At 60.3% G+C, this 13,846-nt stretch carries 16 protein-coding genes; all 16 read left to right on the top strand.

Annotated features, from left to right (window positions below):
- Nucleotides 1-12 precede the first annotated feature (12 nt).
- The 16 genes from rpoC to rpsQ all read left to right on the top strand — a co-directional run bounded on the left by rpoC (nucleotide 13) and on the right by rpsQ (nucleotide 13,842).
- Entirely contained in the window at nucleotides 13-4,212 is a 4,200-nt protein-coding gene (rpoC, locus tag CCZ28_RS14190) for a DNA-directed RNA polymerase subunit beta' (RefSeq protein ID WP_058765565.1), read from the top strand.
- 165 nt (nucleotides 4,213-4,377) lie between these two features.
- The gene (gene rpsL / locus CCZ28_RS14185; RefSeq protein ID WP_058765563.1) at nucleotides 4,378-4,749 is read left to right on the top strand and encodes a 30S ribosomal protein S12; all 372 of its coding nucleotides are present in this window, start codon (nucleotides 4,378-4,380) and stop codon (nucleotides 4,747-4,749) included.
- Between the two features lie 87 nt (nucleotides 4,750-4,836).
- The gene (gene rpsG, locus CCZ28_RS14180) at nucleotides 4,837-5,310 is read left to right on the top strand and encodes a 30S ribosomal protein S7 (RefSeq protein ID WP_007163088.1); all 474 of its coding nucleotides are present in this window, start codon (nucleotides 4,837-4,839) and stop codon (nucleotides 5,308-5,310) included.
- Between the two features lie 30 nt (nucleotides 5,311-5,340).
- Nucleotides 5,341-7,443, top strand: coding sequence for an elongation factor G (fusA, locus tag CCZ28_RS14175; RefSeq protein WP_140218972.1), 2,103 nt, complete (start codon nucleotides 5,341-5,343; stop codon nucleotides 7,441-7,443).
- Between the two features lie 28 nt (nucleotides 7,444-7,471).
- Nucleotides 7,472-8,665: an elongation factor Tu gene (gene tuf, locus CCZ28_RS14170; protein ID WP_058766819.1), complete on the top strand. Its 1,194-nt coding sequence runs from the start codon at nucleotides 7,472-7,474 to the stop codon at nucleotides 8,663-8,665.
- 172 nt (nucleotides 8,666-8,837) lie between these two features.
- The gene (rpsJ, locus tag CCZ28_RS14165) at nucleotides 8,838-9,149 is read left to right on the top strand and encodes a 30S ribosomal protein S10 (RefSeq protein WP_003243886.1); all 312 of its coding nucleotides are present in this window, start codon (nucleotides 8,838-8,840) and stop codon (nucleotides 9,147-9,149) included.
- Nucleotides 9,150-9,232: 83 nt separating this feature from the next.
- On the top strand, nucleotides 9,233-9,868 hold the full coding sequence (gene rplC / locus CCZ28_RS14160; RefSeq protein ID WP_058760898.1) for a 50S ribosomal protein L3: 636 nt from the start codon (nucleotides 9,233-9,235) through the stop codon (nucleotides 9,866-9,868).
- 13 nt (nucleotides 9,869-9,881) lie between these two features.
- Nucleotides 9,882-10,484 (top strand): 50S ribosomal protein L4, encoded by a 603-nt coding sequence (gene rplD / locus CCZ28_RS14155; RefSeq protein WP_007161250.1) that lies wholly within the window; start codon nucleotides 9,882-9,884, stop codon nucleotides 10,482-10,484.
- Nucleotides 10,481-10,780, top strand: a complete 300-nt coding sequence (rplW, locus tag CCZ28_RS14150) for a 50S ribosomal protein L23 (protein WP_007161249.1) — start codon at nucleotides 10,481-10,483, stop codon at nucleotides 10,778-10,780. The genes rplD and rplW overlap by 4 nt, the downstream gene beginning before the upstream one ends.
- Before the next feature lie 12 nt (nucleotides 10,781-10,792).
- Nucleotides 10,793-11,614 (top strand): 50S ribosomal protein L2, encoded by an 822-nt coding sequence (rplB, locus tag CCZ28_RS14145; protein WP_058760897.1) that lies wholly within the window; start codon nucleotides 10,793-10,795, stop codon nucleotides 11,612-11,614.
- Nucleotides 11,615-11,632: 18 nt separating this feature from the next.
- Complete coding sequence (rpsS, locus tag CCZ28_RS14140) at nucleotides 11,633-11,908, top strand: 30S ribosomal protein S19 (protein ID WP_007161247.1); 276 nt, start codon at nucleotides 11,633-11,635, stop codon at nucleotides 11,906-11,908.
- Nucleotides 11,909-11,920: 12 nt separating this feature from the next.
- The gene (rplV, locus tag CCZ28_RS14135) at nucleotides 11,921-12,253 is read left to right on the top strand and encodes a 50S ribosomal protein L22 (RefSeq protein WP_007161246.1); all 333 of its coding nucleotides are present in this window, start codon (nucleotides 11,921-11,923) and stop codon (nucleotides 12,251-12,253) included.
- 13 nt (nucleotides 12,254-12,266) lie between these two features.
- Complete coding sequence (gene rpsC, locus CCZ28_RS14130) at nucleotides 12,267-12,956, top strand: 30S ribosomal protein S3 (RefSeq protein WP_007161245.1); 690 nt, start codon at nucleotides 12,267-12,269, stop codon at nucleotides 12,954-12,956.
- A gap of 12 nt (nucleotides 12,957-12,968) precedes the next feature.
- The gene (gene rplP / locus CCZ28_RS14125) at nucleotides 12,969-13,382 is read left to right on the top strand and encodes a 50S ribosomal protein L16 (RefSeq protein WP_017640282.1); all 414 of its coding nucleotides are present in this window, start codon (nucleotides 12,969-12,971) and stop codon (nucleotides 13,380-13,382) included.
- Nucleotides 13,382-13,573, top strand: coding sequence for a 50S ribosomal protein L29 (gene rpmC, locus CCZ28_RS14120; protein WP_007161243.1), 192 nt, complete (start codon nucleotides 13,382-13,384; stop codon nucleotides 13,571-13,573). The genes rplP and rpmC overlap by 1 nt, the downstream gene beginning before the upstream one ends.
- A 2-nt stretch (nucleotides 13,574-13,575) precedes the next feature.
- Nucleotides 13,576-13,842, top strand: a complete 267-nt coding sequence (gene rpsQ, locus CCZ28_RS14115) for a 30S ribosomal protein S17 (protein ID WP_007161242.1) — start codon at nucleotides 13,576-13,578, stop codon at nucleotides 13,840-13,842.
- Nucleotides 13,843-13,846: the final 4 nt, after the last annotated feature.

Genomic DNA, 13,846 nt, shown 5'->3' with positions numbered 1-13,846 from the left:
GGAGGAAAGGCCTTGAAAGACTTGCTTAATCTGTTGAAAAACCAGGGTCAACTCGAAGAGTTCGATGCCATCCGTATCGGTCTGGCCTCGCCCGAGATGATTCGTTCCTGGTCGTTCGGTGAAGTGAAGAAGCCGGAGACCATCAACTACCGTACCTTCAAGCCCGAGCGCGATGGTCTGTTCTGCGCCAAGATCTTTGGCCCGGTCAAGGACTACGAGTGCCTGTGCGGAAAGTACAAGCGCCTCAAGCACCGCGGCGTGATCTGCGAGAAGTGCGGCGTGGAAGTCGCCCTGGCCAAGGTGCGTCGCGAGCGCATGGGCCACATCGAGCTGGCTTCGCCCGTCGCCCACATCTGGTTCCTGAAGTCGCTGCCGTCCCGTATCGGCCTGCTGCTGGACATGACCCTGCGTGACATCGAGCGCGTGCTCTATTTCGAGAGCTACGTGGTGATCGACCCGGGCATGACCACCCTCGAGAAGTACCAGCTGCTCAACGACGAGCAGTACTTCGAGGCACTGGAAGAGTTCGGCGACGACTTCGACGCCCGCATGGGTGCTGAAGCCGTATTCCAGCTGCTCGGCGCCATCGATCTGGAGCACGAGATCGGCCGCCTGCGCGAAGAGATTCCGCAGACCAACTCCGAGACCAAGATCAAGAAGCTGTCCAAGCGCCTGAAGCTGATGGAAGCCTTCCAGGGCTCCGGCAACAAGCCGGAGTGGATGGTCATGACCGTGCTGCCCGTGCTGCCGCCGGACTTGCGTCCGCTGGTACCGCTGGATGGCGGCCGCTTCGCGACCTCCGACCTGAACGACCTCTATCGTCGCGTCATCAACCGGAACAACCGCCTCAAGCGGCTGCTCGACCTCGCCGCGCCCGACATCATCGTGCGCAACGAGAAGCGCATGCTGCAGGAAGCCGTTGACGCTCTGCTGGACAACGGCCGTCGCGGTCGTGCCATCACCGGTTCCAACAAGCGCCCGCTGAAGTCCCTGGCTGACATGATCAAGGGCAAGCAGGGTCGTTTCCGTCAGAACCTGCTGGGCAAGCGCGTCGACTACTCCGGTCGTTCCGTGATCACCGTGGGCCCGACCCTGCGCCTGCACCAGTGCGGTCTGCCCAAGAAGATGGCCCTGGAGCTGTTCAAGCCCTTCATCTTCGGCAAGCTGGAAGCCCGCGGCATGGCGACCACCATCAAGGCCGCCAAGAAGATGGTCGAGCGCGAACTGCCCGAGGTCTGGGACGTTCTAGCCGAAGTCATCCGCGAACACCCCGTGCTACTCAACCGCGCCCCGACCCTGCACCGTCTGGGTATCCAGGCGTTCGAGCCGGTCCTCATCGAAGGCAAGGCGATCCAGCTGCACCCGCTGGTCTGCGCCGCGTACAACGCCGACTTCGACGGTGACCAGATGGCCGTGCACGTGCCGCTGACGCTGGAAGCCCAGCTGGAAGCGCGCGCCCTGATGATGTCCACCAACAACATCCTGTCGCCCGCCAACGGCGAGCCGATCATCGTGCCGTCGCAGGACGTGGTTCTGGGTCTGTACTACATGACCCGTGAAGCCATCAACGCCAAGGGCGAAGGCCGCGTGTTCGCCGACCTGCAGGAAGTCGACCGCGTCTTCCGTGCCGGCGAAGCCGCGCTGCACGCCAAGGTCAAGGTGCGCATCAACGAGACCATCCGTCACAAGGACGGCAGCCTGACCAAGAACACCCGCATCGTCGACACCACCGTCGGCCGCGCGCTGCTGTTCCAGGTCGTGCCTGCCGGTCTGCCGTACGACGTGGTCAACCAGTCGATGAAGAAGAAGGCCATTTCCAAGCTGATCAACCACTGCTACCGCGTGGTGGGTCTGAAGGATACCGTCATCTTCGCCGACCAGCTGATGTACACCGGTTTCGCCTACTCGACCCTGTCCGGCGTCTCCATCGGCGTCAACGACTTCGTCATCCCGGACGAGAAGGCGCGCATCATCGATGCCGCCACCGCCGAGGTGAAGGAGATCGAGAGCCAGTACGCCTCCGGCCTGGTGACCCAGGGCGAGAAGTACAACAAGGTGATCGACCTCTGGTCGAAGGCCAACGACGAAGTGTCCAAGGCGATGATGACCAACCTCTCGAAAGAGAAGGTCATCGACCGCGAGGGCAAGGAAGTCGATCAGGAGTCTTTCAACTCCATGTACATGATGGCCGATTCCGGCGCCCGGGGTTCCGCGGCCCAGATTCGTCAGCTCGCCGGCATGCGTGGCCTGATGGCCAAGCCGGACGGCTCCATCATCGAGACGCCCATCACCGCCAACTTCCGTGAAGGCCTGAACGTACTCCAGTACTTCATCTCCACCCACGGTGCTCGTAAGGGTCTGGCGGATACCGCCCTGAAGACCGCGAACTCCGGTTACCTGACCCGTCGTCTCGTCGACGTGGCCCAGGACCTGGTGGTGACCGAGGTCGATTGCGGTACCGAGCGCGGCCTGATCATGACTCCGCACATCGAAGGCGGCGACGTGGTCGAGCCCCTGGGTGAGCGCGTACTGGGTCGAGTCATCGCCCGTGACGTGCCCAAGCCGGGTACCGAAGAGATCATCGTGCCGGCTGGCACCCTGGTCGACGAGCGCTGGGTCGAGTTCCTCGAGCTCAACAGCGTCGACGAAGTCGTGGTGCGTTCGCCGATCACCTGCGAAACCCGCCATGGCATCTGCGCCAAGTGCTACGGTCGCGATCTGGCCCGTGGTCACCAGGTCAACATCGGTGAAGCGGTCGGTGTCATCGCCGCCCAGTCCATCGGTGAGCCGGGTACCCAGCTGACCATGCGTACCTTCCACATCGGTGGTGCGGCCAGCCGTACTTCCGCGGCCGACAGCGTCCAGGTCAAGAACGGCGGTGCCATCCGCCTGCACAACCTGAAGCACGTCGAACGTGCCGACGGTGCCCTGGTCGCCGTGTCCCGTTCCGGTGAACTGGCCATCGCCGACGACTTCGGTCGTGAGCGCGAGCGCTACAAGCTGCCCTACGGTGCGGTGATTTCGGTCAAGGAAGGTGACAAGGTCGACGCTGGCGCCATCGTCGCCAAGTGGGACCCGCACACCCACCCCATCGTCACCGAGATGGACGGTACCGTGGCCTTCGTCGGCATGGAGGAGGGCATCACCATCAAGCGCCAGACCGACGAACTGACCGGTCTGACCAACATCGAGGTGCTCGACGCCAAGGATCGCCCGACTTCCGGCAAGGACATCCGTCCGGCGGTCAAGCTGATCGACGCCAACGGCAAGGACCTGCTGCTGCCGGGTACCGACGTACCGGCCCAGTACTTCCTGCCGCCGAACGCGCTGGTCAACCTGAGCGACGGTGCCAAGGTGCATGTGGGTGACGTTATCGCCCGTATCCCCCAGGAAACCTCCAAGACCCGCGACATCACCGGTGGTCTGCCCCGCGTGGCCGACCTCTTCGAAGCGCGTCGTCCCAAGGAACCGGCCATCCTGGCGGAGATCAGCGGTACCATCTCCTTCGGCAAGGAAACCAAGGGCAAGCGTCGCCTGGTCATCACCCCGACCGACGGCACCGATCCCTACGAGGAGCTGATTCCGAAGTGGCGCCACCTGAACGTCTTCGAAGGCGAACAGGTCAGCCGCGGCGAAGTCATCTCCGATGGTCCGAGCAACCCGCACGACATCCTGCGCCTGCTGGGTGTCAGCGCGCTGGCCAAATACATCGTCAACGAGATCCAGGACGTGTACCGCCTGCAGGGCGTGAAGATCAACGACAAGCACATCGAGACCATCCTGCGGCAGATGCTGCGTAAGGTCGAAGTGAGCGATACCGGTGACTCGAGCTTCATCAAGGGCGATCAGGTCGAACTGACCCACGTCCTGGAAGAGAACGAGCAACTGGTCGCCAACGATCGCTTCGTCGCCAAGTACGAGCGCGTGCTGCTGGGTATCACCAAGGCCTCGCTGTCCACCGAGTCCTTCATCTCGGCCGCTTCCTTCCAGGAGACCACCCGTGTCCTGACCGAAGCCGCCGTGACCGGCAAGCGCGACTTCCTGCGCGGCCTGAAGGAGAACGTGGTAGTGGGTCGTCTGATCCCGGCCGGTACCGGTCTGGCCTACCACAGCGAGCGCAAGCGCCAGCGCGAACTCGGCAAGCCGCAGCGCGTCAGCGCCAGCGAAGCCGAAGCCGCGCTGACCGAAGCGCTGAACTCCAGCGCCAGCTGAGTTCGGTAGCCGACGTCGCTTGACCAAGCCCCCGGCGCCCCTGGCGTCCGGGGGCTTTGTCTTGACTGGAGCTTGCAAGCTCTTTAGACTTTCGTTCCCCGAAAATGGGCAGGACTAACGTTCTGTCATTTCGTTTATGTCGCAAGACAATCAGTGGAGCTATAGATGGCAACTATCAACCAGCTGGTGCGTAGTGCACGCAAGCGTCTCGTCGAGAAATCCGACGTGCCTGCGCTGCAAAACTGCCCGCAACGCCGTGGCGTGTGCACTCGCGTGTACACCACCACTCCCAAGAAGCCGAACTCCGCACTGCGGAAGGTCTGCCGTGTGCGTCTGACCAACGGCTTCGAAGTCACCTCCTACATCGGCGGTGAAGGTCACAACCTGCAGGAACACAGCGTCGTGCTGATCCGCGGTGGCCGGGTCAAGGATCTGCCGGGTGTGCGTTATCACACCGTGCGCGGCTCGCTGGACACCACCGGTGTGAAGGACCGCAAGCAGGGCCGTTCCAAGTACGGCACCAAGCGTCCGAAGTAATCACCTTTTCTTTTTGTTCGAGTCGATAAGAGTAAGGTCGGGCAATCTGTCCCGAGCTAACCTGAAGACCGTTTTGAGGGCTTATCAATGCCAAGACGTCGTGTAGCGGCCAAGCGCGAAATACTTGACGATCCGAAATACGGAAGCCAGATCCTGGCCAAGTTCATGAACCACGTGATGGAAAGCGGCAAGAAAGCCGTTGCCGAGCGTATCGTTTATGGTGCTCTGGACAAGGTCAAAGAGCGTTCCAAGAACGCCGAACCCCTGGAAGTTTTCGAAAAAGCGCTCGACGCCATCGCTCCGCTGGTCGAAGTGAAGTCCCGCCGTGTCGGCGGTGCTACCTACCAGGTGCCGGTTGAGGTTCGTCCTTCCCGTCGTAATGCCCTGGCCATGCGCTGGCTGGTGGACTCCGCGCGCAAGCGTGGTGAGAAGTCCATGGCTCTGCGCCTGGCGGGTGAACTCATGGACGCTTTTGAAGGCAAGGGTGCCGCAGTCAAGAAGCGCGAAGACGTGCATCGCATGGCAGAAGCCAACAAGGCCTTCTCGCACTACCGCTTCTAAGCCTAGCGCTTCCAATCAAGCGAGGACCTTATGGCTCGTACAACCGCTATCAACCGCTACCGGAACATCGGTATCTGCGCCCACGTGGACGCAGGTAAGACGACTACTACCGAGCGGATTCTGTTCTACACCGGCGTGAACCACAAAATGGGTGAGGTTCACGACGGCGCTGCGACCATGGACTGGATGGTGCAGGAGCAGGAGCGTGGTATCACCATCACCTCCGCTGCCACCACCGCGTTCTGGTCCGGTTCGACCAAGCAGTACGACAAGTACCGCGTGAACATCATCGACACCCCCGGCCACGTGGACTTCACCATTGAGGTGGAGCGTTCCCTGCGCGTGCTGGATGGTGCGGTAGTGGTGTTCTGCGGCACCTCCGGTGTCGAGCCCCAGTCCGAAACCGTATGGCGTCAGGCCAACAAGTACGGCGTACCGCGCATCGTCTACGTCAACAAGATGGACCGTGCCGGCGCTAACTTCCTGCGCGTCGTCGAGCAGATCAAGAAGCGTCTGGGCCACACTCCGGTCCCGGTTCAGCTGGCCATTGGCGCGGAAGAGAACTTCCAGGGCCAGATCGACCTGCTGAAGATGAAGGCGATCTTCTGGAACGAAGACGACCAGGGCATGACCTACCGCGAGGAAGAGATTCCTGCGGACATGCTGGCCGATGCCGAGCAGTGGCGCTCCAACATGGTCGAGGCAGCCGCCGAAGCCAACGAAGAGCTGATGAACAAGTACCTGGAAGAAGGCGAGCTGTCGATCGAAGAGATCAAGGCCGGCCTGCGTCAGCGTACCATCGCCTGCGAAATCGTCCCGGCCGTTTGCGGTTCGTCCTTCAAGAACAAGGGTGTGCCCCTGGTTCTGGACGCCGTGATCGACTTCCTGCCGGCGCCGATCGAGATTCCCGCGATCAAGGGTACCAACCCGGACAACGAGGAAATCACCGACGAGCGTCATGCGGACGACAACGAGCCCTTCTCGGCTCTGGCGTTCAAGATCGCTACCGACCCCTTCGTCGGTACCCTGACCTTCGCGCGCGTCTACTCGGGCGTGCTGAGCTCCGGTGACTCCGTCATCAACTCGGTGAAAGGCAAGAAAGAGCGCGTCGGCCGTATGGTGCAGATGCATGCCAACACCCGTGAAGAGATCAAGGAAGTTCGCGCTGGCGACATCGCTGCCCTGATCGGCATGAAGGACGTCACCACCGGTGACACCCTGTGCTCGATCGAGAAGCCGATCATCCTTGAGCGCATGGACTTCCCGGAGCCGGTGATCTCGGTCGCCGTCGAGCCGAAGACCAAGGCCGATCAGGAGAAGATGGGTATCGCTCTGGGCAAGTTGGCCCAGGAAGACCCCTCGTTCCGCGTCAAGACCGACGAAGAGTCCGGTCAGACCATCATCTCCGGTATGGGCGAGCTGCACCTGGACATCCTGGTGGACCGCATGAAGCGCGAATTCGGCGTGGAAGCGAACATCGGCAAGCCTCAGGTCGCCTACCGCGAAACCATCCGCAACACTTGCGAGATCGAAGGCAAGTTCGTTCGCCAGTCGGGTGGTCGTGGTCAGTTCGGTCACTGCTGGATCCGCTTCGCACCGGCTGACGAAGGTCAGGAAGGTCTGGAGTTCACCAGCGAAGTCGTGGGCGGTGTGATTCCCAAGGAATACATTCCGGCGATCCAGAAGGGTATCGAAGAGCAGATGAAGAACGGCGTCGTCGCCGGCTATCCGCTGCTGGGCTTGAAGGCCGCGGTATTCGATGGTTCCTATCACGATGTCGACTCCAACGAGATGGCGTTCAAGATCGCTGCCTCCATGGCGACCAAGCAGCTCACCCAGAAGGGTGGTGCCGTGCTGCTCGAGCCGATCATGAAGGTCGAGGTCGTGACCCCGGAAGACTACATGGGTGACGTCATGGGTGACCTGAACCGTCGTCGTGGCCTGATCCAGGGTATGGAAGACACCGTGACCGGCAAGGTCATCCGTGCCGAGGTTCCGCTGGGCGAGATGTTTGGCTACGCTACGGATGTCCGCTCCATGTCTCAGGGTCGCGCAAGCTACTCCATGGAGTTCTCCAAGTACGCCGAAGCTCCGTCGAACATCGCCGAAGCCATCATCAAGAAACAAGCTTAATCAGCGCTTTGACTAGAGGTTTTATCTCGTGGCTAAAGAAAAATTCGAACGTAACAAACCGCACCTGAACGTGGGCACCATCGGTCACGTTGACCATGGCAAGACCACTCTGACCGCAGCGCTGACCAAAGTCTGTGCCGACACCTGGGGCGGTTCCGCTCGTGGTTTCGACCAGATCGATAACGCGCCGGAAGAAAAGGCTCGCGGTATCACCATCAACACCTCCCACGTTGAGTACGACTCGGCGATCCGTCACTACGCGCACGTCGACTGCCCCGGCCACGCCGACTACGTGAAGAACATGATCACCGGTGCTGCCCAGATGGACGGCGCGATCCTGGTTTGCTCGGCTGCTGACGGCCCCATGCCGCAGACCCGTGAGCACATCCTGCTGTCCCGTCAGGTAGGCGTTCCCTACATCGTCGTGTTCCTGAACAAGGCCGACATGGTTGACGACGCCGAGCTGCTGGAACTGGTCGAGATGGAAGTTCGCGATCTGCTGAACACCTACGACTTCCCGGGCGACGACACTCCGATCGTCATCGGCTCCGCGCTGATGGCCCTGAACGGCCAGGACGACAACGAGATGGGCGTTTCTGCCGTGCGTAAGCTGGTCGAGACCCTGGACTCCTACATCCCCGAGCCCGAGCGCGCCATCGACAAGCCGTTCCTGATGCCGATCGAAGACGTGTTCTCGATCTCCGGTCGCGGCACCGTGGTAACCGGTCGTGTCGAGCGTGGCATCGTCAAGGTCCAGGAAGAAGTCGAGATCGTGGGCATCAAGGCCACCGTCAAGACCACCTGCACCGGCGTTGAAATGTTCCGCAAGCTGCTGGACGAAGGCCGTGCCGGTGAGAACGTCGGCGTGCTGCTGCGTGGCACCAAGCGTGAAGACGTGGAGCGTGGCCAGGTCCTGGCCAAGCCGGGCACCATCAAGCCGCACACCAAGTTCGAGTGCGAAGTGTACGTGCTGTCCAAGGAAGAAGGTGGTCGTCATACCCCGTTCTTCAAGGGCTACCGTCCGCAGTTCTACTTCCGGACCACTGACGTGACCGGTAACTGCGAACTGCCGGAAGGCGTCGAGATGGTGATGCCGGGCGACAACATCAAAATGGTTGTCACCCTGATCGCTCCGATCGCCATGGAAGACGGTCTGCGTTTCGCCATCCGTGAAGGCGGTCGTACCGTCGGCGCCGGCGTGGTTGCCAAGATCATTGAGTAATCGATTGATCTGAAACGGAAAAAAGGCCCTTCGGGGCCTTTTTTCTTGCCTCGTGAAATTGACAGATGGCAAAAGAGGCGTTCTTGACAGTCGTGAGCGACATCCTTAGAATTGCGCCTCCTTTAATCGGGCACCTTTTTGCCCGAGGGGAAAGCTTGGAGTCTGAGGTCAAATGCAAAATCAACAAATCCGTATTCGGTTGAAGGCTTTTGATCATCGCCTGATCGATCAATCCACCCAGGAAATCGTGGAAACCGCGAAACGTACTGGTGCTCAGGTGCGTGGTCCGATTCCTCTGCCTACCCGCAAGGAACGTTACACTGTGCTGATTTCTCCGCACGTCAACAAGGACGCTCGTGACCAGTACGAAATTCGTACCCACAAGCGTGTGCTCGACATCGTTCAGCCCACCGACAAGACCGTCGATGCGCTGATGAAGCTCGATCTCGCCGCTGGCGTTGAAGTGCAAATCAGCCTCGGCTGAAACCTTTAGGTTTCAGTCGTGTAACGCTCTGAAATGGGCGGCCATAGCGGGTGAAAGCCCCGTACACTCAAGAGGTTCTCAACATGACGATTGGTGTAGTCGGTCGTAAATGCGGCATGACCCGCGTTTTCACCGAAGAAGGCGTTTCCGTTCCGGTTACGGTCATCGAGATCGAGCCGAATCGCGTAACCCAATTCAAAAGCGAAGAAACCGATGGCTATCGCGCCATTCAGGTAACCGTGGGCGAGCGTCGTGCTTCCCGCGTGACCAAGGCGCAAGCCGGTCACTTCGCCAAGGCCAGCGTAGCCGCTGGTCGTAGCGTCCTCGAATTCCGCCTGGAAGACGGTGAGTACAAGGCCGGTGACGAAGTCACTGTGGCCCTGTTCGAAGCCGGCCAGATGGTTGATGTCACTGGTCAGTCCAAAGGTAAGGGCTACGCCGGTACCATCAAGCGCTGGAACTTCCGTGGTCAGGACAACACCCACGGCAACTCCGTTTCCCACCGTGCGCCTGGTTCCATCGGCCAGTGCCAGACTCCTGGTCGTGTGTTCAAGGGCAAGAAAATGTCCGGTCACCTGGGTGCGGAGCGTGTAACCGTTCAGTCGCTGGAAGTCGTGCGTGTAGACGCCGAGCGCAACCTGCTGCTGGTCAAGGGTGCCGTCCCCGGCGCGCCGGGTGGTGACGTGATCGTGCGTCCCGCTGTCAAGGCCCGTGGTTGAGAGGAGAGAGAACATGCAACTCAATGTGAATGGCTCTCAAGCTATCGAAGTCTCCGAGCACACCTTCGGCGGTGAATTCAACGAGACCCTGGTTCACCAGGCAGTCGTCGCCTACATGGCTGGCGGTCGTCAGGGCACCCGTGCCCAGAAGACCCGTTCCGAAGTCAGCGGTGGCGGCAAGAAGCCCTGGCGTCAGAAGGGCAGCGGTCGTGCCCGTGCGGGTACGATCCGCAGCCCCATCTGGCGTTCCGGTGGTGTGGCTTTCGCAGCCAAGCCCCAGGATCACAGCCAGAAGCTGAACAAGAAGATGTACCGCGCTGCACTGCGCTCCATCCTCGCCGAGCTGGTCCGTCTGGACCGTCTGGTCGTGGTTGACGACTTCGCCGTCGACGCGCCCAAGACCAAGACCCTGGTCAGCAAGCTGGACGGCCTGGGCCTGAGCGACGTGCTGATCGTGACCGACGCTGTCGACCAGAATCTGTATCTGGCCGCCCGCAATCTGCCTTTCGTCGATGTGCGTGATGTCCAGGGTTCCGACCCGGTCAGCCTGATCGCCTACGACAAGGTGCTGGTCACTGTGTCCGCCGTGAAGAAATTCGAGGAGCTGCTGGCATGAACCAGGAACGCGTATTCAAAGTGCTGCTTGGCCCGCACATCTCCGAGAAGGCCACCATGCTGGCGGACAGCCAGAAGCAGTTCGTATTCAAGGTTGCCACCGATGCAACCAAGCTGGAAATCAAGAAGGCCGTCGAGCAACTGTTCGAGGTCAAGGTTCGCAGCGTCAGCACCCTGAACGTTCAGGGCAAGACCAAGCGCACCGCTCGTGGTCTGGGCAAGCGTAACGACTGGAAAAAAGCGTACATCGCTCTCCAGCCGGGCCAGGATCTCGACTTTTCCAGCAGCGCCGAGTAATCAGGGGGCATCATGGCAATCGTAAAATGCAAGCCGACCTCCGCTGGCCGCCGCTTTGTGGTCAAGGTGGTCAACGCTGATCTGCACAAGGGCGCGCCTTACGCTCCGTTGCTGGAGAAGAAGAGCAAGTCCGGCGGCCGTAACAACAACGGTCGTATCACCACTCGCCACATCGGCGGTGGTCACAAGCAGCACTATCGTCTGGTCGATTTCCGTCGCAACAAGGATGGCATCCCTGCCGTCGTCGAGCGTATCGAATACGATCCGAACCGTACTGCACACATCGCTCTGCTGAAGTACGCCGATGGCGAGCGTCGCTACATCATCGCCCCCAAGGGTGTTGCTGCTGGTGATCAGCTCATGTCCGGCGCTGGCGCTCCCATCAAGGCCGGCAACAACCTGCCGCTGCGCAACGTCCCGGTCGGTAGCACCGTTCACGGTATCGAGCTGAAGCCTGGCAAAGGCGCTCAGATCGCTCGCTCCGCTGGTACCTCCGCTCAGTTGGTCGCCCGTGAAGGCGCCTACGTCACCGTGCGTCTGCGCAGCGGTGAAATGCGTAAGGTGCTGTCCGAGTGCCGTGCCACCCTGGGCGAAGTGTCCAACGGTGAGCACAGCCTGCGTTCGCTGGGTAAGGCCGGTGCCACTCGCTGGCGTGGCGTGCGTCCGACCGTTCGTGGTGTTGCCATGAACCCGGTCGATCACCCGCACGGTGGTGGTGAGGGTCGTACTTCCGGTGGCCGTCATCCGGTTTCGCCGTGGGGCGTCAAGACCAAGGGTCTCAAGACGCGCTCCAACAAGCGTACCGACAAGATGATTGTCCGTCGCGGCAAGTAATCAGTAGAGGATTCGACTGTGCCCCGTTCTCTGAAGAAAGGTCCTTTTATCGATCTTCACCTGTTGAAGAAGATCGAAGTCGCGGTGGAAAAAAACGAGCGCAAGCCGATCAAGACCTGGTCGCGTCGTTCGATGATCCTGCCGCAAATGGTCGGCCTGACCATCGCTGTGCACAACGGTCGTCAACATGTCCCCGTTCTGGTGAACGAAGACATGGTCGGCCACAAACTCGGCGAGTTCGCTGCTACCCGCACCTATCGCGGTCATGCGGCTGACAAGAAAGCCAAGCGTTAAGGGGTAAGGAAGATGGAAGTAGCCGCTAAGCTGTCGGGCGCTCGTATCTCCGCCCAGAAAGCCCGCTTGGTCGCCGACCAGATTCGCGGGAAGAAGGTGGGCGAAGCGCTCAACCTGTTGACTTTCAGCAGCAAGAAAGCCGCTGAAATCATGAAGAAAGTGCTGGAGTCGGCCGTGGCCAACGCCGAGCACAATGAAGGCGCCGACGTGGATGACCTGAAGGTTTCCACCGTCTTCGTAAACGAAGGTCGTTCGCTCAAGCGCATCATGCCGCGTGCCAAAGGTCGTGCTGATCGCATCGTGAAGCGGTCTTGCCATATCACGGTCAAGGTTGCGGACAAGTAACGGAGTCGATCAGATGGGTCAGAAAGTACATCCCAATGGCATTCGCCTGGGTATCGTCAAGGAGCACACTTCGGTCTGGTACGCGGATAAGCGCACTTATGCGGACTATCTGCTGGCCGACTTGAAGGTTCGTGAGTACCTCCAGGACAAACTAAAAAGCGCGTCCGTAAGCCGTATCGATATTCATCGTCCGGCTCAAACCGCACGCATCACCATCCACACCGCCCGTCCCGGTATCGTGATCGGCAAGAAAGGTGAGGATGTCGAGAAGCTGCGTCAGGACCTGACCGCAAGAATGGGTGTGCCGGTGCACATCAACATCGAAGAGATCCGCAAGCCGGAGCTCGACGGTGCCCTGGTTGCGCAGAGCGTTGCGCAGCAGCTTGAGCGTCGTGTCATGTTCCGTCGCGCCATGAAGCGCGCCGTGCAGAACGCGATCCGCATTGGTGCCAAAGGCATCAAGATTCAGGTGAGCGGTCGTTTGGGCGGTGCTGAAATCGCCCGTACCGAGTGGTATCGGGAAGGTCGTGTGCCCCTGCACACCCTGCGTGCCGATATCGACTACGCCACTGCGGAAGCTCACACCACCTACGGTGTGATCGGTGTGAAGGTCTGGATCTTCAAAGGCGAGGTCATTGGTGGCCGCCAGGAAGAGCTCAAGCCCGTAGCCCCGGCTCCGCGCAAAAAAGCTGCTGCTAAGTAAGGAGTACGCAACATGCTGCAACCCAAGCGTACAAAATTCCGCAAGCAGATGACCGGCCACAACCGTGGTCTGGCTCATCGCGGTAGCAAGGTCAGCTTCGGCGAGTACGCGCTGAAGGCTGTCGGCCGTGGCCGTCTGACCGCTCGCCAGATCGAATCCGCACGTCGTGCGCTGACCCGTCACGTGAAGCGTGGCGGCAAGATCTGGATCCGCGTCTTCCCTGACAAGCCTGTCACCAAGAAGCCTCTCGAAGTGCGGATGGGTAAAGGTAAGGGTAGTGTCGAGTACTGGGTAGCCCAGATCCAGCCGGGCAAGGTCCTGTACGAGATCGAAGGTGTTTCCGAGGATCTGGCTCGTCAGGCATTTGCCCTGGCCGCTGCCAAGCTTCCGCTCGAAACCTCCTTTGTTAAGCGGACGGTGATGTGATGAAAGCGAAAGATTTGCGTGAGAAATCCGTAGAGGAGCTGAACGAGCAGCTTCTCAACCTGCTGCGTGACCAGTTCAATCTGCGTATGCAGAAGGCAACTGGCCAGTTGGGTCAGTCTCACATGCTCTCGCAAGTGAAGCGCGACATCGCTCGCGTCAAGACTGTGCTGAACCAGCAAGCAGGTAAGTGATCATGGCTGAAGCTGAAAAAACTGTCCGTACGCTGACCGGCCGAGTGGTCAGCGACAAGATGGACAAAACCGTGACCGTACTGATCGAGCGTCGCGTTAAGCACCCGATCTACGGCAAATACGTGAAGCGTTCCACCAAGCTGCACGCTCACGACGAAACCAATCAGTGCCGCATTGGTGACCTGGTCACCATTCGCGAAACCCGCCCGCTGGCCAAGACCAAGGCGTGGACCCTGGTTGACGTCGTCGAGCGCGCCGTTCAGGTATAAGGGT

The sequence above is a fragment of the Pseudomonas oryzihabitans genome (genome assembly GCF_006384975.1).
Classification (GTDB): Bacteria; Pseudomonadota; Gammaproteobacteria; order Pseudomonadales; family Pseudomonadaceae; genus Chryseomonas; species Chryseomonas psychrotolerans_B.
This window is presented reverse-complemented; position numbering and strand designations above follow the sequence as displayed.